We start from the raw sequence: 18,709 nt of genomic DNA, 5'->3' as shown, positions 1-18,709 counted from the left end.
AAAGGATTTCTTTTGCTGAGATATTCTTTTTATAACTTACAGCTTTTATGAAAAAAGCACGTGAGGTTCATTTCCTAACCTCATGTGCTTCTACTGTTTGGAATGCAAATCATGCCACACTTCTTCAGCTGCTCTTTGTCCAGATTGTACGGCACCTTCCATATAAAGTCGCCACTTAGTTGCTGTTTCTGAACCGGCCCAATGTATAGGACCGACTGGCTCAGTTAAAGCATTTCCGTATTTTGTTAACGTCCCTGGTGGAAAATGACTTCCATACCCGCCCCGTGTCCACTTGTCCTCTGACCAATCTTTTTCGTAGACCTGAATAGGTGTCCCTGCTTTCTCTCCAAAAAATCGTACTAACGTTTTAATTGTTTCATTTCTCCGGTATTCTTGACCCATTTTACTATAGATTTGCGCATTCTCCCCACCTATTAAAATCGTCAAAACGCCGAACCTTTGATCTTTTGGTGAACTATCCATCGTTAAACTAATTGGACCCTGATCTGAAAATAATGATCCATTCAAACCAGCTTCTCGCCAAAACGGCTTATCATATACAACTACCATCTTCATAACAAAAGGAAAGTCCGATTCCTTTTGCAGTGCAGTACGGGCTTTAGGCAGCTCAGGATCAAACTTGATGTTCCCCGTAATATTAGGTGGAACAGTGATAATCACTTTTTTCGCTTTCCATTGTTTCTCTCCTGAAGAAACAACTGCCTCGTTATAAGAATCGTATTTAACTTCTTCAACTGGTCGGTTATACTCAATATAATCCTCAAGACGTTCTGCCATAGACTCCACTAACGACGATGCTCCCTCTCGGATCCAATACTGCTCTGCGGACAATAGTTTGTTGACACTTCCGGCCGATTTCAGGAACCAAAAAACATCGAGTGCTGATACATTATACATCTTTGTGCTTAATTCTTCTTCTGCCAACAATGTAAAATGGATTTTTCCCTCGTCTGTAAACATCGAAGCATTCACAAAATCCTGCATCGTAATTTGATCAAGACTTTGCCCCAATTCCGAATTCCAAGGAGCTTCGTCCGGAAGTTGTTTTATCATGTGATTGATTTTACGTTTGACTTTGAAAAGGTCCATCAGAGCTAAGCGTGAAACAGGTGGTAAAAATCCGTTTACTTCCTTTACTCTGCCTCTTTGTTCGTATATCGTTTTCCCTTTTTGACTTGTCGAAATCGTTTCTAGATCATATTCAGCAATTAATCGTTTCATTTTCTCGTGGTGAGTACTAATCCATTGGGCTCCTAAATCGAGGCCGAAATGATCCTCTTTTAAACTATAGATACGTCCCCCAGCCCGGTCGCGCGCTTCTAGAATGGTAAAAGAAATATCTTGTTTTTTTAATTCAAAAGCAGCTGTCAAACCAGATAAACCAGCTCCAATAATGACAACATTCACTTCGTTATGAGAGTTCGCCACTTCCATTCCTTCTTTCTAACATCTAGAAATTATACTTAGTATTTCCTTAACTGCCTTTATTTAATTCTCTTCTATAATAGAGGTTTTGTCTATATAAAGGAAAAAAGGTCACAAAATAGAAAAAAGATGCTGATAATGAACCAGCATCTTTCCCTTCTATTATAACACTTTGGATAAAAAAGCTTGGGTACGTTCGTGTTGTGGATTGCCAAAAATCGCTTCTGGCTCTCCTTCTTCCACAATGTAGCCGCCATCCATGAAAATGACTCGGTCAGCCACTTCTCTAGCAAACCCCATTTCATGAGTTACAATGACCATGGTCATTCCTTCTTTAGCTAAATCTTTCATAACTTCTAAAACACCACCGACCATTTCAGGGTCTAGAGCAGATGTCGGCTCATCAAATAACATAATGCTAGGTTCCATCGCTAGTGCTCTAGCAATGGCTGCCCGTTGTTTTTGTCCACCTGATAAATTATCGGGATAAACACTTGCTTTATCTGTCAATCCAACCTTTTCAAGAAGTTCCATCCCAAAAGTATGGGCTTCAGATTTCGATTTTCCTTTAAGACGAATAGGTGCAGATGTAATGTTTTGCAGTACAGTCATGTGTGGGAATAGGTTAAACTGTTGAAACACCATCCCTAGCTTTTGACGCATTTTATTAATGTTATTTTTAGGGTCGGTAATATCGTTTCCTTCTATATAAATTGACCCTCCTGTCGGTTCCTCTAGACGATTAATACAACGTAAAAATGTACTTTTCCCCGAACCCGACGGACCGATAACACAAACAACTTCTTGTGGTTTAATTTCCGCGTTAATATCTTTAAGAACTTCAAGGTCACCAAATGATTTTTTTAAATTGTCGATTTTTATCATGCGACATCCAATCTCCTTTCAAGCCAGCGAGAAAATAACGTTAATGTATAGATTAAGACGAAGTATAGTATGCCGACCATCCCTAAAATTTCAAACGCTCGAAAGTTCATCGCATAGATGGACTGACCAGACATCGTTAATTCAGCAATACCGATAACTGAAAGAAGTGATGTATCCTTAATACTAACGATAAATTGGTTCACGAACGCTGGAATCATTCGACGAACAGCTTGAGGTAAAATGATTATACGCATTGTTTGTGCATAAGAAAAGCCTAACGTGCGACCTGCTTCCATTTGTCCTTTGTCAATGGAATTAATTCCAGCTCGGAAGATTTCAACTAAATAGGCACCAGCGTTAATACTGATCGCAATGACACCTGCTGTAAAGGCAGTAAGTGTAATACTTGTCGCTGATGGCAGACCAAAATAAATAAATAAAATTTGGACTAATATCGGTGTGCCGCGAATTAAATCAACGTATATGGTTGCTATAGCTCGTAACAGTTTATTTCTAGAAATACTACAAAGTCCAAAAGCTAAACCAATGACCAATGCAATTAAAAGGGAAATGACCGTAATAAGAACTGTAATCCACAACCCTTTTAATAACACTGGCATCGCATCGATGATTATCTGTAAAGTCTCGATTGTAAGTTCCTCCTTATGATTTAAGTAAAAAAGGTGAGACCTAATCAGTCACACCTTTAAAACCCCGTTATTCACCAAAATACTGATTGTAAATTTCATCGTATGTTCCGTTCTCCATAATAGTAGAGAGTCCGTTGTCCATTTTCTCAAGTAGTCCATCTGCACCCTTAGATACAGCGATACCGTAATCTTCACCTGTTAAACGTTCACCAACGATACGTAATTGTGTGTCATCACCATCTGTTGTAATCTTATAAGCAACACTTGGATAATCGTTAACCAATGCATCAGCGTTACCTGATAAAATTTCCATGTACATCGTTGCATCTTCTTGGAGAACCGTTACATCACCGTTATACTGTTCTGCAAATTCTCTCGCCTTTTCAAGACCAGATGTTCCTTGTTTCCCAACGATCTGTGCACCTTCTAAATCTTCAATGCTATTAATATCGCTATCTACTGGAACAACTAATGATAAACCAGATTCAAAATAAGGCTGTGAAAAATCAACTACTTCCGCACGATCATCACGGATCGTAATCGCAGATACAGCTGCATCTACCTGATTTGCTTGTAATGCCGGGATAATACCATCAAACCTCATGATCTCCCAGTTAACTTTTAAGTTCTCTTCAGCCGCAATTGCTTCGATAATATCAATATCAAATCCTGTTAAATCACCATCCACTATGTACTCAAACGGTGGATAATCTTGTACAACAGCAACTGAAATCTCTTGTGCTTCTTCCTGCGTACCTCCATCACCTGATGCTTCACCTTGAGTTTCATCAGCCGTTCCACACGCTGCCATGCCTAGTAAAAGCGCAGATGTAAAAAGACCACCCATCCATTTTTTCATCTTACTGTTTCTCTTTCTTTCTAATTTTTTCAAGTTGTTTGCCCCTTTCTTTTTTGTAAAGCGAAGTAGTGTCATTTCATCACATACTTTTACAAACATTTTTCATACGTTTTATGTTAAACATATATACAATTTTTCACAAATTGTGTATTTACTGATATTTTAGTATTCATGCTGTTATTTTATAATAAGGGTTTGTTAAATATAATACGTAGCCATTTCCTCCTAAATAACGGAAGATCCTCCATATCCCTAGGAATTTGCTTAATAAAGTTTTGAAATCGTTAAATGTAAGGTACAAAGAGACATGTATTTCCTTGTCTACATACATAAACCATAAACCGTAAAGAAAGAAGACAAAAAAACTGTAGAGTGATCCACAGTTTTCAAAAAGGATTAAGTCATTGTTTTTGCTCGTAGTTGATTTACTTTTTTATCGTAGTATTGAAGATCGAGGTCTTGAAGCACTTCTTTATTAAAACTTTTATCTATGTACTGGCTAAATGTCCAGATCTTATTTTTAATCCGTTGATTGTTTTCTTCTACAATCATAATTAAAGCTTCATAAGTGGCAAGCATGATCGATATATCTTCACGACCGTAATGGCAAATCTGATAAAAAGTGACGTAAAGAATTTCTTCTACTGATTTTTGATGAGCAATCACTCGTACAACAGAACGATCGGAATATGCAATGTAGTTTCCATCTTGCTTACATGCTTCTGCTAATAATTTTCCTAAGTGCAAAATTCCATCTATTGCGGTATTTGGATCATTAATACCTGGTGACAAAGCCCTAAGTGTTACTTCTACCACTTTTTGTATTCCAAAATCAACATCCTGTAAAATCGTGCGATCATTACCGACTTCTACGTATTTATGAAAATTGATCTTTGGTTTTTTATATTGATAGTAAACGTTAAAAATGGTTTGGTTTGTAGTGATAAATGTGCCAATTGCAGGAACAATTTCTATGTAAAGATCATCCTTTTTCGCTCTTTTTAATAAGTGATCATACTGATAGAGTTGAATATATCCGAATGTTCTGCTTCTTACTTCCATTTTAGTGAACGCCTCTGGGACTAGCTTCGGTTTGTTATAGCTAATACTTATCGTTTCCGTTTTTCTTTCTGGCTTTTTGCGATTATAGACCGTATCAAGTGTATGTCTAGTTAATTCGCTAATTAACTTATTAACTTGAATAGAAGTCGCTACAAAATGAATAAAATAAGCGAAAAAGGCTAAGCAAACAATCGAAAATAGTACACCAATTGTCCCTGCTATCACTTCATGTTCTAGGTCCTCTCTCATAAATAATAGAGAAAGGATCGAGTACATAAACCCTCCCATATAAATTCCTAACACCCGCATCGTCACTTTATTCGTTACAAAATCCGAAAGCGTTCTCGGTGAAAACTGTGATGAATAGGTTGTAAGAACGACCATAATAGTAGAAAATGTGATTGTAATCATCGTTAATAAAGCAGCAGCAATAATCCCTAATATCGTCTGGGCAAGATCAACACTAATTAATATCGTTGCAGGAAGTGCAGCTTCTACTCTCTCCCCATGAACTGTATCTAACCAAATGATAAAAAGAGCTAGAACGGTAGCTAGTACACAATAAGCGCTCGGTATAAGCCAGATATTTTTTCTTACCTTCAATACAAGATGATAAATCATGAGCCACCAACCTCCTTGTAACATGAATAAGAGGGTTCGCTAGACATAAGTTTTCCACACCTGACTAATGAGTAGAGATGTTCCCTTCTTTTAACTCATTTCGTTCTTGTTCATGGTCAAATTCGGTTTCAGATAAATTCGTAATCAGTATATTTAAGCAAACGAACAAGATGACTAGCCAAATCCACCACTTTTTCCAAATCGGTTTCTTTTTTTTCATCGAAATCTAATCCTTTATAATAAGTTTCACGTATCACTAGAATAGCCAGTAGCCATTCTTTTATACTTTAATTAGATTATTGAGATGTCATACAAAAAGCATCTATAGTCAATTGACTATAGATGCTTTTAAATTTTAGTTACAAACCATTTTATATTAACCGATACGTTTTTTCATTCTTGATAACATTTTTAGAGATTTACCAGTACCGACCGCGACGGACTCTAATGGACTTGGCGCCAGCATAACAGGGACAACAATTTCTTCACTCAACCAATCCTCAATTCCGTTTAAAAGAGCACCTCCACCGGTTAGGATTACTCCTCGGTCTACAATATCGCCGCTTAATTCAGGCGGGCAATCCTCAAGTGTTGCACGAATGGCTTCTAAAATATGAAATAGATCTTCTTTCATCGATTCTTGTATTTCTGTTGAGTAAATTGTAATGTTTTTAGGAAGTCCTGATACAAGATCCCTTCCTCTAATTTCAATCGATTCTTTCTCATGATCGCAAGGCGCGTAACCAATGTCCATTTTAATTTGTTCCGCTGTTCGTTCACCAATTAATAAGTTGTACTTTTTGCGAATGTATTGAATAATATCCTCATCAAACTTGTGACCGCCAATACGGATCGATTGACAAGAAACTACACCGCCAAAAGAAATGATCGCAACTTCCGTCGTTCCCCCGCCAATATCAACGACAACATTAGCAATTGGTTCATCTACTGGCAATCCAGCACCAATTGCAGCTGCAACGGGGCCTTCGATGAGCTCCACTTGTTTCGCACCACAACTTCTGACCGCATCGATGATTGCACGTTGTTCGACCGATGTGGAGCCTGAAGGAGCACAAATGATGACACTCGGCTTTCTAAACGACAACCCTAGCTTTTTTGCAGATAATTTCATCACATGTTTGAGCAACATCGCTGTTACATCAAAATCAGCAATAACTCCATTTTTTAATGGACTAACCACTCTAATGTTTTCAGGCGTTTTCCCTACCATTTGCTTAGCATCCATTCCAACGGCTACAACTTCATGAGAATGCTTGTTAATTGCAACGATGGAAGGCTCGTTTAATATAATCCCTTTTTCTTTACTATATACAAGGATATTAGCTGTTCCTAAGTCTATACCTAATTCAAAATTCATAAACATAGCTATTTCACCAACTTTTTTATTCTTTACTGTGGTCATTTTATCAGTTAGTTAAATAGTAGAAACAGCTTCTAACGCCTTATCTTCTATGTAATTTCATGTAGTAATATGTAATGAACTGCCGAAAAAAAGGAGGAATGTACGTCTATTTGTTAAATAGTGGAGCGAAAACAAGACTTTCTAATCAATAACCGCAGTACCTAAAAGACTAGTTTATACTTTATTAAAATGTTCCTTTACAAACGTTTGCGTTGCTTCTGGAACTTCGATATGAATAAAATGGCCGGCATCTGGGATAATATGAACTTTAGCATGAGGGAATTCTTGATCACGAAGCTTATAAGCGTAATCTGTCGATACATACGGATCTTTTTCTCCCCAGATAATCGTTACAGGTTTATTTATTTGCTTCAGTTTTCCTTGATAAGGTATAACTTTTTTCATATCACCGGAACGGTATAACTCTAAAATGGCAGATCTCGTGTTATCACTTGAAAAGATTTGGAAAAAGTCTTCAAGAACATCTTCACCCACACCTGGAACTTCTTTTTTCATCCCTGCAAACCATAATCCTTTATTGGACATTTGTTTAATAAGCTCTTCGCCTTTCCCTGGCGTTTGCCAAATTTGCGCAGCTTTATGCCAAGTATAATCAGGAGTAAACGTCGTGTCTGTTATAATTAAACTATTTACTCTTTCAGTGTTTGAGCTCGCCCATCTTAGCCCAATTAATCCACCCCAATCGTGTAAAACGATATGAACCTGTTCTAACTGAAGCTCATTTAAGAAATCAGTGACAAACTGTTCATAACGTTCCCAACTTGAAGTTTCATTGAACCGTTCACTTTGTCCAAAACCTGGCAGGTCCGGTGCGATCGTTCGATATCCTTCAGAAACAATCGCAGGTATGATGTCCTTCCATAACATGCTTGATTCTGGAACACCATGAATGAGCAAAACGACCGGGTCATCAGTGTGACCGAAATCTAGATAAGCCACATTTTGACCTTTGATTTTGATTTGTTTTTTTAGCTCTCTTCTTACTTCTACTTTCTGCACTTGTTTTGACATTGTATCCTCCTAAGAAAAGCGCTAGCGCCCGTTTAGCGGAGTCTCGCTATTCGCTGGGTGCTGGAGCTAGACATCTTTGAATTTTATACTTTTATTTAAAGTAATGACACTAAATACTAACCACTCAGTATTTGGTGTCACGTTTAAATTTACGATCGTTTCGTTGCTACCATCGTTAAACCATGATTTGGTCTTAATGTAATTAACGGGATTTGTTTTACCGTTTGATCCTCAGCAAGTGTTAATTTATATTTTTGACCGATCGTTGCTAAAATAAGAACAGCTTCCATGATTGCTAAGTTATTACCGATACAAATTCGTGTTCCTCCACCGAATGGGAAGTAAGCATACTTTGGAATTTTTCTTAATAAATCTCCATCAAAACGTTCCGGGATAAAATCATGTGGTTGGTCAAAATAGCGTTCGCTACGTTGAACTGCATACTGACTCATTCTAAAGTTATCACCTTTATTAAAAGTTACGCCACCAATCTCAACTGTTTCAAGAGCTTCACGACCGATCTCATAAGCAGCTGGATATAAACGCATAGACTCTTGTAGAATGCAGTTTGTATACGAAAGTTGTCGTACAGACTCAAGTGTTGGTTTCTCTCCCTTAAGAACCGTGTCTAGTTCATTCCAGAATTTTTGTTCTACTTCAGGGTGCTGTGAAATTAAGTACCATGTCCAAGTTAAAGTATGAGCTGTCGTTTCATGACCCGCTAAGAAGATTGTCATAACTTGATCGTATAATTCCTTATCCGTCATAGCTGAGCCATCTTCTTCATATCGAGATGAAATTAACATTGATAGTAGATCATGTTCATGAACGCCGTTTTCAATTAACTTTCTCTTTTCTTCGATAATTGCATAAATAACTTTATTTAACGTCTTCACTGCTTGGTACAATTTCATTTGATTTTCTTGTGAAGGATTTCCATTTATAATTTTATCAACAAAAGTACTTGCAAAATTACTAAAAGATTCATCAATATCACCTAGTAATTTCTCATCGAGTTTAGTACCGAACATCGTTTCAGTAATGATGTTCAATGTTACTTCCATCATTTCCTTTGAGATTAGTAGATTTTGTTCATCTTGCCAATCTTTCATTAAGTTGTCTGCATTTTTAACCATCAAATCTGCATATTGAGCGATGCTCTTCATATGAAATGATGGTTGTGCCAGCTTACGTTGTTTTTTATGTTTTTCACCTTCACTTGTTAATAGACCCTCTCCAAGTAGAAGCATTAATCCATCATAGTCTTTACCCTTTTTAAATGACTTTTGTTTTTTTACTAGAACTTCCTCAATGTGATCTGCATTGAATAAGAAAAAGTTCTTTTCATCCTCACTTTTTGTAGGAATTTGTACGATATCATGCTCACCGTACTTATCAAGCAAATGTAATGAAGCTTTTAAGTGACTAGTGAATAATTCTGCTGCTTCTTCTGGTGTAGCTTTGGCAATTCTCTTTTCAATGATCTTTTCCATATCAATACCCCTATCTGATTTTTCTGATATTTTTTAATATATTAATATTATATTGTTATTTCTTTTGATTTTTCAACAATATTTTTCCATTAATAACAAAAACTTGTCGATGATTTCCGACAAAAACCTTCAGTTTCATGACTTTATTCTTATACTTTTAATATAAAATTTGTCGATTTTTTGCATAAACTTTGATAATCGAAGTATTATTTTAGTTAACACTTTTTAAGTATATTATTAGTTAATAACAATTAACTCTATTTTAGATCCAAGAAAAATAAAAAGAGGAAAGCCTAATGCTCTCCTCTTGTACTTATTTATGTTATTAAATTAACTCCCAGTGTTGACTAATGTACGGAAGCTATTCTCTAAGCGACGAGCCGCATTAATATTTTGCGTTCTAGCATATTGGATATACTCATCTGTTAGAGAAGCCCACGCTTTACGGCGATTACGGCGGTAGTTAATATATTGCTCAGTGTTTTGTTCAATACGATCTTCCACACGGTTAATCATATCAAACATTTGTTTCATTGGCGTTAAAGAAATTTCTTCTAATCTGCTTGTCACATCACGCCATTGATTTTGTACTTCTTTAGACTTTTCTGATGGTTCTCTTTGTAATCTTTCAGTGATATTAGAAGTAATTCCATTATAAACTTCTTTATTCGTATTTCGAGCTTCTTGATAAAAGCCTTTAAGTGTTTCTCTGTAGTCTTGATTAAATTTCCTCGTTTGCTTGAATGCATTTAAATATGCATCATATCTTTCATCTGTTTGAGTACGATAGCGAGCTAGTGCCCCCTCGTATTGATCCCATAATGTCTCTACTAGAGTATCAGTTACATGATTTGTTTCATTCTTTTGCTTCGCCTTTTGACTCATCTTCGTTCCTCCTCATTTGTTTTTCAAATTCCTCTATCTTATCCTCCTTTTTAAAAGAAGGGATGTAGAGCTCAAGAAAACTAGAATACATATTAAAAAATTGATCAAGCATCGACTGGTAAAGTTCAAGCTTTTTCGCATAACCTTGTAAATAGTTTCTTCCTACATCTGTAATAGAATATAGTCGTTTTGCCGGGCCGCTTCCTGTTGTATCCCATTCAGATTTCACAAGGTTTTCGCTTTCGAGTTTTCTTAACAATCGATACAAGTTTCCTTGATCAACTGTTTGAAAACCAAATGCTTGTAACTTTTGGATAAGCTCATAACCGTGAAGAGACATTCTACTTAAGATTAATAAAATGAATGGCAATACAAAATTTTTTGAAGGCACGATGGAAGTATCTTTTTTTTCATTTGCCATAGTTATACACCTCTTGAAAAATTCTTATAGGTGTATTTTACACATAGAGGTCATATTTAGTCAATAGTGCATATACTTAAATTAAAAGATTTGTGACAATTTGGTTAACATTCCAAAATATTGGGTAAAACGTTATAAGAAACTAAATTAAACCTAGGAGGTTTTTATATGCACACGGTGAATGTAAATAACATCCCCGTCCACTACCAACGTCTCGGAAATGGTGAGCCACTCGTATTAATTCATGGTTTAGGTGAAATCAAAGAAGGTTGGATTGACCAACATGAACTAGCAGATCAATACGATCTCATTATCCCAGATTTACGCGGCCACGGTGAAAGTGAAATATATGAAGGCATTTCCATTAAAAACTTTGCCAGTGATGTTTTAGGATTACTTGATGCACTTAATATTGAAAGCGCTCACATTTGCGGCTTGTCCATGGGCGGTACAGTTGCTCAAGAAATTTACAGGCAAGCGCCAGATCGTTGCCGCTCATTAACCTTTGTCAGTACGTTTCACTATGCACCTAAATTACTCGGAAGATCTTTCTTAAGGTTTAGAAAGTTTAGATCGAAATTATACACTCCTAAGAGAGCTAGAGATATAGCAGCTCGTACATGTCTTTATGCCTGGGATGAAGAAAAGTCAAATAAATTTCTTCAGTTCTATAACCCTAAACCGAATAGTTACCAAAAATCAATGGAAGCTTGTCTTGCAATTGACAACCGTAAGCTCTTACCGCAAATTAAAGTACCTACGCTTGTTATTGGTTGCCAATATGATACAGTTGTCCCATTATGGGTCCAAATTATGATGCATGAAAGCATTCCACACTCTGAATTGGTGATTTTTAAGAACGTGGGGCATATTGCTAAGCTTGAAGATACTGAGAAGTTTAATCATACCCTTCGTACGTTTTTAAACAAGAACAAACAAGAACAAGCTGTTTAGACACTATATAAAATGAATGTAATTGTGGGAGGGGCTATGTCCTTCCCACAATTTATTCTATTAAAGCATTTAAGCAAATATTACTTTGATTTTGCAATTAAATTTGAACGTTCTGTTAACCATTCGTCAAGTAATACAGGGAATTTCCCAGATAATGCTAACGAAACATGGCCAGCTTCAACTAACTTATACGTCTTATCCTCACTAGAAACTAACTCCATCATAGGCAGGCTCTGTTCCTCTGGAATTAGGTGATCGTACTTAGACGTAACGACTAATAAGTCAGCTTTAATATTCGCTAAGTCGACCTTCTTTCCGCGAATCGTTAATTCACCTTTTACCAGCTTATTGTCTCGACCTAAATCATTTGCTAGTTGTTTGAAAGCCTCTCCAGTGAACGGTACATGTTCTTTCGTCCACTTATCTAAGCGACGCCATCTTTCTACAAATCGTTCATCATGTGCTTTTGTCAATAACTGCACATATGGCGTGAAATAGACAGGAGCTGAGATCGAACGGAACATAGCATTGACAAATGCTGGTGGCATATTGCCATACACTTCAATCAGTCGATCAATGTTATAATCGCCTTTTCTCATTCCTTCTACCCATTTATCTGGTGCAGATTGTACACTGAAATCGATTGGAACAGTGGCTACAATTAAGTTTTTAATAGGTTCTTCAGCAATAGCTGCATAAATAGAAGCAATTGTTCCACCTAGGCAGTAACCGATAACTGAGATCTCTTCTGCTCCAGAATGACGCAACGCTCGACGAACACCCTTTTGAAGATAATCAAGGATATAATCATCTAAGCTGATCTCCTTATCTTCATAACCTGGTGTACCCCAATCAAGTAAATAGACGTCATAACCTAATTTAGTAAGACCTTCAATAATACTTGAACCTGGGTTTAAATCTAAAATAAACGGCTTATTGAATAATGAATATACAAAAAATAACGGAACATCATATTTCTTTTCAACGGCTGGATAATACCATAATGTAGATTTATTCTTCTTCCATACAGCTTGTCTAGGGGTATGACCTACTTTCGGATCAGACTCCATTTCAGTCATAATATTCATGAAACGACTCCATCGCTTCCATTCTTTTACCATATCAAAAGTTGGGAAGGGAACAGTGTTTCTTTCTCGTGTTTTAGTTGTCACTTGGGCTCCTCCATTTCAATGATTACTTTTCGTTTTCACCAACAAGTACTGGTTCTAATTTTTGTTCGTTAGTTTGATTTTTATCTTGTAACAGCCCTTTTAGGGAAGTAAGTTCTTCTTTAATATCGCTCAATTGAGCTAGCTCTGCTTTTAGTTCTTCTAACTCAGCTTTAAGTTCTTTTGTTTCAGAAACTTCTTTCTTCGTTTTAGTTAGTTCTGTTTTCAGTTGCTTTGTCACCTTTACAACTTCACGAGAGATTTCTACTACACTTTCAATCTCTTGATTAGTATTGTTGAATGAGTCTGACAAACTCCAAATTTGTTCTTCTAATAGATCTAGTTTTTCTTCCGTTTGAAGTGCCAGCTTAGAAACGTTCGCTAAGTCCGTTTTTGTCGGAATGTTTAATTGAGTAGCTAACATTTCTTGGTTTCTGCGTAAAAGTTCTAAGTATCTAGAATGTGCGTCTGAATTCACTTTAGCATAACGAACGAACTCTGAATTATTCGTCCATAAATGAATCATATCGTTGATTTGTTTTTCCCATCTGTCGCTAAATTTTTTAAAAGTATCGTATGGATCATATGATCTGTTTGATGACATATTCCTCTCCGCCCTTCTTTATTTTTAAGATTATGATTTTACTTCGCTAGAACGTTCGATGTACTTATTAAAAGGAAATAAAACGTTTTTCAATTGTTTTGAGAAAAGGTTAATCATTCCTCTTTGATTTTCATGAATGATATTTAACGTTGACTTTAAGTTGTCAAGAAATTGAATGCGGCTTTTCTTTCTGAACTCGATATACTGTTCCACCGATTTTACATAGTAATCTAGGTGCTCACCGTTAGCGAAAGGTCGCAGCTGTAACTTAGATAGTTCTGTTGTTTTACTTTGGAAGTTATCCATAACTTTATTGATCTCTTCATAAGACTTAATTGGGAATAAATATTGTAATGACGTCGTTGATGTTAAAAGTTCTTCACGCGCCGTTTTTTCCCACTCGCGTTGCTCTTTTACTAGCTGGTCTAGTAATTCTTTAGCGTTACTTTGGTTTCTTTTCATATTTTCAATGATACGCTTTGTATTGCGAAGTAATGCTTCTTCGCGAAGGCTCGCTCTTTCATTCCAAGCATCTAACTCTTGTAATGATTGTTTCCAAAGTAAGTCTAAACTCGTTACTTTCTCTTCTACTTCTACAGTTTCTTTTTCTTGTTCCATTGTTATTCCTCCTTATTTGTCTTTCATTTTTATTAGGAATTACAGCAACGATTAGTTTGCTAGTAAGTCTTTTAATTCATCTTGGAGTAATTCTAGCTTTGTTTTTGGTTGTAGAAGTGTCCCTTCTTTCTCAAGAAGTGTCTTCATCTTTCTCAGTTCAATAAACAATTCCTTCAGCATTAGATTTTGCTTCTTATTGGATTGAAGTAGGCTGAACAATCGTTCTTCTAAATCATCCGTTTTATGCTCCAGCCTTATTATGATGTTGGCCATCATCGCAAGTTCATTTTTTGTTGGAACGTTCATTGTATTTAACCATTTTTCCGCGTTCTTTCTCCTGTCCAGTACACAATCAAGATGTGCTTCTAGCATTTTTCCAGACAATCGAACATATTCGGGACAATTTAATGTAGAGATGAGTTCGTTGTTCCATTCTTCTTCTAGTTGCTTGTAATGTTCGTATAGATCTAAATTGTTGTCACTCATTCTCTTCTGCCTCACCTATCTACTACTAACCGGTTGGTATGTTAACCTTATAATATAACTAATTTTCTAAATTATCAATTATAATTTTCCAAAAAATTAAAATTTTTCTAAAGAATATTATTTTATTTTAATATACTAGCCTCAACAACTACATTTTAGCTCAAAGACACTAAATTCTTATTAAGTCAGAAGATATGAAAATAACTAGTTACCATAATAAGTTATATAAATATAGATTTTTAGTAGGTTATTCTATTACTAAAAAAGAACAAGTCTACGTTAGTACTAAATAAAAAGTACTTGTATTCCTATGATTTTCATATAATATTAAATAAAAATATCCATTTTTTTCAAAAGGAGGTATGTTGCAATGCCAACTACAAATTCGAATGGTGCTGAAATCTATTACGAAGTCCATGGACAAGGTGAACCTTTACTGTTGATTATGGGACTCTCTCATAATTCCTTATCTTGGTTCCGGACTTTACCTGAGTTAGCGAAACACTATAAAGTTATCATTTTTGATAACCGTGGCTGCGGTAAAAGCGAAACACCCACTTCTCCCTATTCCATTGAATTGATGGCTGAAGACGCTCGCGCAGTTTTAGATGCAGCGGAAGTTGACTCAGCACATGTCTATGGCATCTCGATGGGAGGCATGATCGCCCAGCGTTTAACCCTGCTCTACCCTGAACGTGTCAAGTCCCTCGTATTAGGGTGTACAACAGCTGGTGGCCCAAACCATGTTCAACCGTCAATGGAAGTATCTATGCAGATGATGGCTCGAGCTAACTCTCAAGCTACTCCTGAGGAAATGGCCTGGGAAGCAGCTCGTTTAATTTACAGTTCATCTTTTATTGAGACAAATCGTGACATTATCGCTGAAGATATTAAAAAACGAATTGAAATCCCAACGTCTGCCCAAGGGTATATGTTACAATTACAAGCATGTCTGGGGCACCATACAGATGAAGAACTCCATCAAATAAAATGTCCAACCCTCGTTTTTCACGGTGATGCCGACGTACTCGTTCCTTATCCAAACGGCCAAAATTTAGCTAATAAAATACCTAACGCTGAACTTATCACCATTCCCGGGGCTGGGCATATCTATACTTCCGAAGCCCCTGACCTCGTGCATAATAAATTGCGAGAATTTCTCGGTTCACAAAAATAAGATTATAGATAAAAAGTGCCATGACAAAATATGACAGGGCACTTTTTATCTTTTAGATAACAGCTGCACTAGCTCCTCCATCAACAACTAGTGTATGACCATACACATAATCAGAAGCCTTAGAAGCTAAGAATAATGCTGCACCTTTCATATCATAATCTGAACCGAAACGTCCTGCAGGTGTATGAGCTAGTAATCTTTCACCCGCTTCATCAAGTACCCCTTTTGCCATTTTCGTAGGGAAGAAACCTGGTGCAATTGCATTAACATGAATGTTGTAACGAGCAAGCTTTACAGCAAGATCTTTTGTAAATGTAATTACGGCACCTTTACTTGTCGAATAACCAATCGCATCCATCACCTCAGGGTTTTGGCCGCCAGTACCTGCGATCGAGGCAATATTAATGATTTTTCCAGACCCCTGATCCGCCATTACTTTTCCTACTTTTTGAGAGAACATGAATATTGCTTTTACATTGACATCCATTACTTTATCCCAAGCTTCAACAGGCATTTCTAGTGCAGGCGCCCCCCAAGAAGCTCCACTATTATTTACTAAAATATCAATACTTCCGAACTCTGTTAGTGTTGTTGCAACAACAGCATCAATATCTTCCTGTTTCGTAACATCACATTGTAATGCAATGGCTTTTACTCCCTTTGCTTTTAACTTCTCGCTAACTTCCTGACACGCTTCAAGCTTACGAGAACAAACAACGATATTTGCACCTGCTTCAGCATATGCATTAGCAATTTGTTCTCCTAAACCTCTTCCCCCACCAGTAATAATTGCTGTTTTATTAGTTAGATCGAATAATTCTTTAATTTCCATTTCTTGTTCCTCCATTTGCTTCGATTATTAGTATAATTTAGGCGCCAATACTTTTTGGCCTAAGACACTTTTCTAGAGCTGATTAAAAGTAACTTGGCGCCTTTGTTTTAGATTAAATTAATGAGTTTTAGCTGCTTCCTCATCACGAAGAGCGCGTCTTAGTAGTTTACCTACTGCTGTTTTTGGAAGTTCGTCGCGGACCTCAACAAACTTTGGTACTTTATAAGGAGCTAACAGTGATTTTGTGAATAGAATAATATCCTCTTCTGTTGCTGTTTTTCCATCTTTTAAAGTAACAAATGCTTTTACTGTTTCTCCGCGGTACGCATCTGGAACTCCAACTACGATTACTTCTTGTACTGCTTCGTGCTGGTATAGCACTTCTTCAATTTCACGCGGGTAAACGTTGTAACCGCTTGCGATGATCATATCTTTCTTACGGTCTACAATATAGAAGTAACCCTCTTCGTCCATACGTGCCATATCACCAGTGAATAACCAACCATCTTTTAATACCTCTTCCGTAGCGTCAGGGCGTCCCCAGTATCCTTTCATAACTTGTGGACCTTTAATAACCAACTCACCAACTTCTCCTACTGGAACTTCAACGACTCCATCTTCTGTTTCTTGAATAATTTTAGCTTCAACACTTGGAAGAGGAATACCGATACTTCCAACAACTCTTTCACGGAAAGGCGGATTGAAATGTGTCGTTGGTGATGCTTCAGATAAACCAAACCCTTCACATAAGTTACAACCTGTACGTTTTTCAAATAAGTGAAGTTGTTCGATCGGCATTGCAGATCCGCCGCTATTGAAATAAGGTACTTGATCAAATCCATAATCCTCTAGGTTTGGATGACTGTTTAATGCAACATACATTGTTGGAACTCCTGAGAATTGGAAAGGCTTTTCGCGCTTCACAGTTTCAACTACTTCTTGTACGTCAAAGCGTGGTAAGATGATTTGATTGCATCCTGCTTTAAAGCCTAGGAATACGTTACACGTCAATCCATAAATATGGAACATTGGAAGGACACTCATAATTTTCGGATTGTCCGGAACGTCGATTGCTCTAAACATAAAGTCATAGATTTGTTCAAGGTTTGAAATTAAATTACGGTGAGTTAACATAACTCCTTTTGAAACTCCCGTTGTACCACCAGTATATTGAAGCATTGCAACATCTTCTGCTGGATTAAGTTCAACTTGTGGCGGCGTCTCTGCTTGCAGTTGTAAAAAGTCATCAAAGTAATAATCGCCTTCTGCAAGAGATGTCGTTTGTTGTTGCAAGCTCACCACGATAATATGTTTAAGGTTCGTGTTTGCTTGTACTTGTTTAACACGAGGGTATAGAAGGTCTAAGACAATCATATACTCTGCGCCAGAGTCTTTTAACACATGCTCAATCTCTCTTTCAACATACATCGGATTGACTTGAACACCAATCCCTCCAAGACGAGATGCACTAAATAATGAAAAAATATAATGAGGTGTATTTGGTAACATGATCGCTAATCGATCACCTTTATTAAACCCAATACTATGTAATGACGCTGCGTATTTTTCAGAGATACCATATACTTCATTAAAACTAAATGTTTTATTATAAAACGTAATGGCCGTTTTAGGACCGAACTCCTTCACTGAGTTCATTAAGACATCAGTAAGAGAAATGTTTGGGATGTTTGCGTTTTCTCCAATTTTTTCATCGAAATGTTTTAACCATGGCTTTTCACTGTACACTGTCATGTTAATCCCCCTTATAATAATGTCAATTTCCGTCAATACCAACCGGTCAGTTAGTAGATGATAACTTATTACCCTTCACACGAAAATTATAGTAATAGCTTTACACTTAGAATTATTAAGTTTAATGGCAAGTTTGTAAATAATTGTTTGTCGACAAATAAAGTCATTCGATAGCAATTGTTGTCGATTAGTTTGTTAATAAAAGTTGTTTAAAGTATGTTAATCCTTGTCATATCAAGTGTGTTTTCGTTAAAATTCGATGGTGAAGTATATCGAATTTTGACACACGAATTTTAAGGAACTTTCAGAAAAATTAGTTTTCCAAAACGATCTACTTGTT

General features: G+C 36.6%; 19 protein-coding genes. 2 read left to right on the top strand and 17 right to left on the bottom strand.

The features are described 5' to 3' along the window. Positions 1 to 90: 90 nt before the first annotated feature. The 11 genes from N7Z68_RS14075 to phaQ all read right to left on the bottom strand — a co-directional run bounded on the left by N7Z68_RS14075 (position 91) and on the right by phaQ (position 10,777). Positions 91 to 1,449: a flavin monoamine oxidase family protein gene (locus N7Z68_RS14075; protein ID WP_275119119.1), complete on the bottom strand. Its 1,359-nt coding sequence runs from the start codon at positions 1,447 to 1,449 to the stop codon at positions 91 to 93. A 159-nt stretch (positions 1,450 to 1,608) separates the two neighbouring features. After that, positions 1,609 to 2,331, bottom strand: a complete 723-nt coding sequence (locus N7Z68_RS14070) for an amino acid ABC transporter ATP-binding protein (RefSeq protein WP_275119118.1) — start codon at positions 2,329 to 2,331, stop codon at positions 1,609 to 1,611. After that, positions 2,328 to 2,951 (bottom strand): amino acid ABC transporter permease, encoded by a 624-nt coding sequence (locus tag N7Z68_RS14065; protein ID WP_275119117.1) that lies wholly within the window; start codon positions 2,949 to 2,951, stop codon positions 2,328 to 2,330. The genes N7Z68_RS14070 and N7Z68_RS14065 overlap by 4 nt, the downstream gene beginning before the upstream one ends. A gap of 97 nt (positions 2,952 to 3,048) precedes the next feature. Further along, positions 3,049 to 3,873 (bottom strand): basic amino acid ABC transporter substrate-binding protein, encoded by an 825-nt coding sequence (locus tag N7Z68_RS14060; RefSeq protein ID WP_275119116.1) that lies wholly within the window; start codon positions 3,871 to 3,873, stop codon positions 3,049 to 3,051. A 363-nt stretch (positions 3,874 to 4,236) separates the two neighbouring features. After that, a complete protein-coding gene (locus tag N7Z68_RS14055) occupies positions 4,237 to 5,523 on the bottom strand; it encodes a DUF2254 domain-containing protein (protein WP_275119115.1) in 1,287 nt (428 codons plus the stop codon). Positions 5,524 to 5,587: 64 nt separating this feature from the next. Beyond that, a complete protein-coding gene (locus tag N7Z68_RS14050) occupies positions 5,588 to 5,743 on the bottom strand; it encodes a hypothetical protein (RefSeq protein ID WP_275119114.1) in 156 nt (51 codons plus the stop codon). A 156-nt stretch (positions 5,744 to 5,899) separates the two neighbouring features. After that, complete coding sequence (gene mreBH, locus N7Z68_RS14045) at positions 5,900 to 6,907, bottom strand: rod-share determining protein MreBH (RefSeq protein WP_275119113.1); 1,008 nt, start codon at positions 6,905 to 6,907, stop codon at positions 5,900 to 5,902. A 213-nt stretch (positions 6,908 to 7,120) separates the two neighbouring features. Further along, positions 7,121 to 7,978 (bottom strand): alpha/beta fold hydrolase, encoded by an 858-nt coding sequence (locus N7Z68_RS14040; RefSeq protein WP_275119112.1) that lies wholly within the window; start codon positions 7,976 to 7,978, stop codon positions 7,121 to 7,123. Positions 7,979 to 8,127: 149 nt separating this feature from the next. Further along, positions 8,128 to 9,471 carry a cytochrome P450 gene (locus N7Z68_RS14035; protein WP_275119111.1) on the bottom strand — a complete coding sequence of 448 codons (1,344 nt, stop codon included), beginning with the start codon at positions 9,469 to 9,471 and terminating at the stop codon, positions 8,128 to 8,130. Positions 9,472 to 9,801: 330 nt separating this feature from the next. Further along, positions 9,802 to 10,356: a polyhydroxyalkanoic acid inclusion protein PhaP gene (phaP, locus tag N7Z68_RS14030; RefSeq protein WP_275119110.1), complete on the bottom strand. Its 555-nt coding sequence runs from the start codon at positions 10,354 to 10,356 to the stop codon at positions 9,802 to 9,804. Beyond that, positions 10,328 to 10,777, bottom strand: coding sequence for a poly-beta-hydroxybutyrate-responsive repressor (gene phaQ, locus N7Z68_RS14025; protein WP_275119108.1), 450 nt, complete (start codon positions 10,775 to 10,777; stop codon positions 10,328 to 10,330). The genes phaP and phaQ overlap by 29 nt, the downstream gene beginning before the upstream one ends. A gap of 168 nt (positions 10,778 to 10,945) precedes the next feature. On the opposite strand from phaQ, the gene N7Z68_RS14020 reads away from it, so the two are divergent. Then, positions 10,946 to 11,731, top strand: a complete 786-nt coding sequence (locus N7Z68_RS14020; RefSeq protein WP_275119107.1) for an alpha/beta fold hydrolase — start codon at positions 10,946 to 10,948, stop codon at positions 11,729 to 11,731. Between the two features lie 80 nt (positions 11,732 to 11,811). On the opposite strand, the gene N7Z68_RS14015 is transcribed toward N7Z68_RS14020, so the two are convergent. Genes N7Z68_RS14015 through N7Z68_RS14000 form a run of 4 tightly spaced genes read right to left on the bottom strand, consistent with a single transcriptional unit; the run spans position 11,812 to position 14,608 of the window. After that, complete coding sequence (locus tag N7Z68_RS14015; RefSeq protein WP_275119106.1) at positions 11,812 to 12,903, bottom strand: alpha/beta fold hydrolase; 1,092 nt, start codon at positions 12,901 to 12,903, stop codon at positions 11,812 to 11,814. 22 nt (positions 12,904 to 12,925) lie between these two features. Further along, a complete protein-coding gene (locus tag N7Z68_RS14010) occupies positions 12,926 to 13,504 on the bottom strand; it encodes a polyhydroxyalkanoate biosynthesis repressor PhaR (protein ID WP_275119105.1) in 579 nt (192 codons plus the stop codon). A gap of 30 nt (positions 13,505 to 13,534) precedes the next feature. After that, positions 13,535 to 14,122: a hypothetical protein gene (locus tag N7Z68_RS14005; RefSeq protein ID WP_275119104.1), complete on the bottom strand. Its 588-nt coding sequence runs from the start codon at positions 14,120 to 14,122 to the stop codon at positions 13,535 to 13,537. Positions 14,123 to 14,173: 51 nt separating this feature from the next. Beyond that, a complete protein-coding gene (locus tag N7Z68_RS14000; RefSeq protein WP_275119103.1) occupies positions 14,174 to 14,608 on the bottom strand; it encodes a hypothetical protein in 435 nt (144 codons plus the stop codon). A gap of 370 nt (positions 14,609 to 14,978) precedes the next feature. Between N7Z68_RS14000 and N7Z68_RS13995 the strand changes: the two genes are divergently transcribed. Continuing rightward, positions 14,979 to 15,785: an alpha/beta fold hydrolase gene (locus N7Z68_RS13995; RefSeq protein WP_275119102.1), complete on the top strand. Its 807-nt coding sequence runs from the start codon at positions 14,979 to 14,981 to the stop codon at positions 15,783 to 15,785. Positions 15,786 to 15,837: 52 nt separating this feature from the next. Here N7Z68_RS13995 and N7Z68_RS13990 read toward each other — a convergent pair whose 3' ends face one another. Together N7Z68_RS13990 and N7Z68_RS13985 are read right to left on the bottom strand one after the other, a co-directional pair. Further along, positions 15,838 to 16,617: an SDR family oxidoreductase gene (locus N7Z68_RS13990; RefSeq protein ID WP_275119101.1), complete on the bottom strand. Its 780-nt coding sequence runs from the start codon at positions 16,615 to 16,617 to the stop codon at positions 15,838 to 15,840. A gap of 117 nt (positions 16,618 to 16,734) precedes the next feature. Continuing rightward, positions 16,735 to 18,369 carry a long-chain-fatty-acid--CoA ligase gene (locus N7Z68_RS13985; RefSeq protein ID WP_275119100.1) on the bottom strand — a complete coding sequence of 545 codons (1,635 nt, stop codon included), beginning with the start codon at positions 18,367 to 18,369 and terminating at the stop codon, positions 16,735 to 16,737. Positions 18,370 to 18,709: the final 340 nt, after the last annotated feature.

It is taken from the genome of Alkalihalobacterium chitinilyticum (assembly GCF_029028005.1).
Lineage (GTDB): Bacteria > Bacillota > Bacilli > Bacillales > Bacillaceae_F > Alkalihalobacterium > Alkalihalobacterium chitinilyticum.
This window is presented reverse-complemented; position numbering and strand designations above follow the sequence as displayed.

Excerpts from the sequence above, each read along its gene's own strand:
- N7Z68_RS14070 (WP_275119118.1), bottom strand. The coding sequence starts at position 2,331 with ATGATAAAAATCGACAATTTAAAAAAATCATTTGGTGACCTTGAAGTT.
- N7Z68_RS14065 (WP_275119117.1), bottom strand. The coding sequence starts at position 2,951 with ATGCCAGTGTTATTAAAAGGGTTGTGGATTACAGTTCTTATTACGGTC.
- N7Z68_RS14055 (WP_275119115.1), bottom strand. The coding sequence starts at position 5,523 with ATGATTTATCATCTTGTATTGAAGGTAAGAAAAAATATCTGGCTTATA.
- N7Z68_RS14050 (WP_275119114.1), bottom strand. The coding sequence starts at position 5,743 with ATGAAAAAAAAGAAACCGATTTGGAAAAAGTGGTGGATTTGGCTAGTC.
- mreBH (WP_275119113.1), bottom strand. The coding sequence starts at position 6,907 with ATGTTTATGAATTTTGAATTAGGTATAGACTTAGGAACAGCTAATATC.
- N7Z68_RS14040 (WP_275119112.1), bottom strand. The coding sequence starts at position 7,978 with ATGTCAAAACAAGTGCAGAAAGTAGAAGTAAGAAGAGAGCTAAAAAAA.
- N7Z68_RS14035 (WP_275119111.1), bottom strand. The coding sequence starts at position 9,471 with ATGGAAAAGATCATTGAAAAGAGAATTGCCAAAGCTACACCAGAAGAA.
- phaP (WP_275119110.1), bottom strand. The coding sequence starts at position 10,356 with ATGAGTCAAAAGGCGAAGCAAAAGAATGAAACAAATCATGTAACTGAT.
- phaQ (WP_275119108.1), bottom strand. The coding sequence starts at position 10,777 with ATGGCAAATGAAAAAAAAGATACTTCCATCGTGCCTTCAAAAAATTTT.
- N7Z68_RS14020 (WP_275119107.1), top strand. The coding sequence starts at position 10,946 with ATGCACACGGTGAATGTAAATAACATCCCCGTCCACTACCAACGTCTC.
- N7Z68_RS14010 (WP_275119105.1), bottom strand. The coding sequence starts at position 13,504 with ATGTCATCAAACAGATCATATGATCCATACGATACTTTTAAAAAATTT.
- N7Z68_RS14005 (WP_275119104.1), bottom strand. The coding sequence starts at position 14,122 with ATGGAACAAGAAAAAGAAACTGTAGAAGTAGAAGAGAAAGTAACGAGT.
- N7Z68_RS14000 (WP_275119103.1), bottom strand. The coding sequence starts at position 14,608 with ATGAGTGACAACAATTTAGATCTATACGAACATTACAAGCAACTAGAA.
- N7Z68_RS13995 (WP_275119102.1), top strand. The coding sequence starts at position 14,979 with ATGCCAACTACAAATTCGAATGGTGCTGAAATCTATTACGAAGTCCAT.
- N7Z68_RS13990 (WP_275119101.1), bottom strand. The coding sequence starts at position 16,617 with ATGGAAATTAAAGAATTATTCGATCTAACTAATAAAACAGCAATTATT.
- N7Z68_RS13985 (WP_275119100.1), bottom strand. The coding sequence starts at position 18,369 with ATGACAGTGTACAGTGAAAAGCCATGGTTAAAACATTTCGATGAAAAA.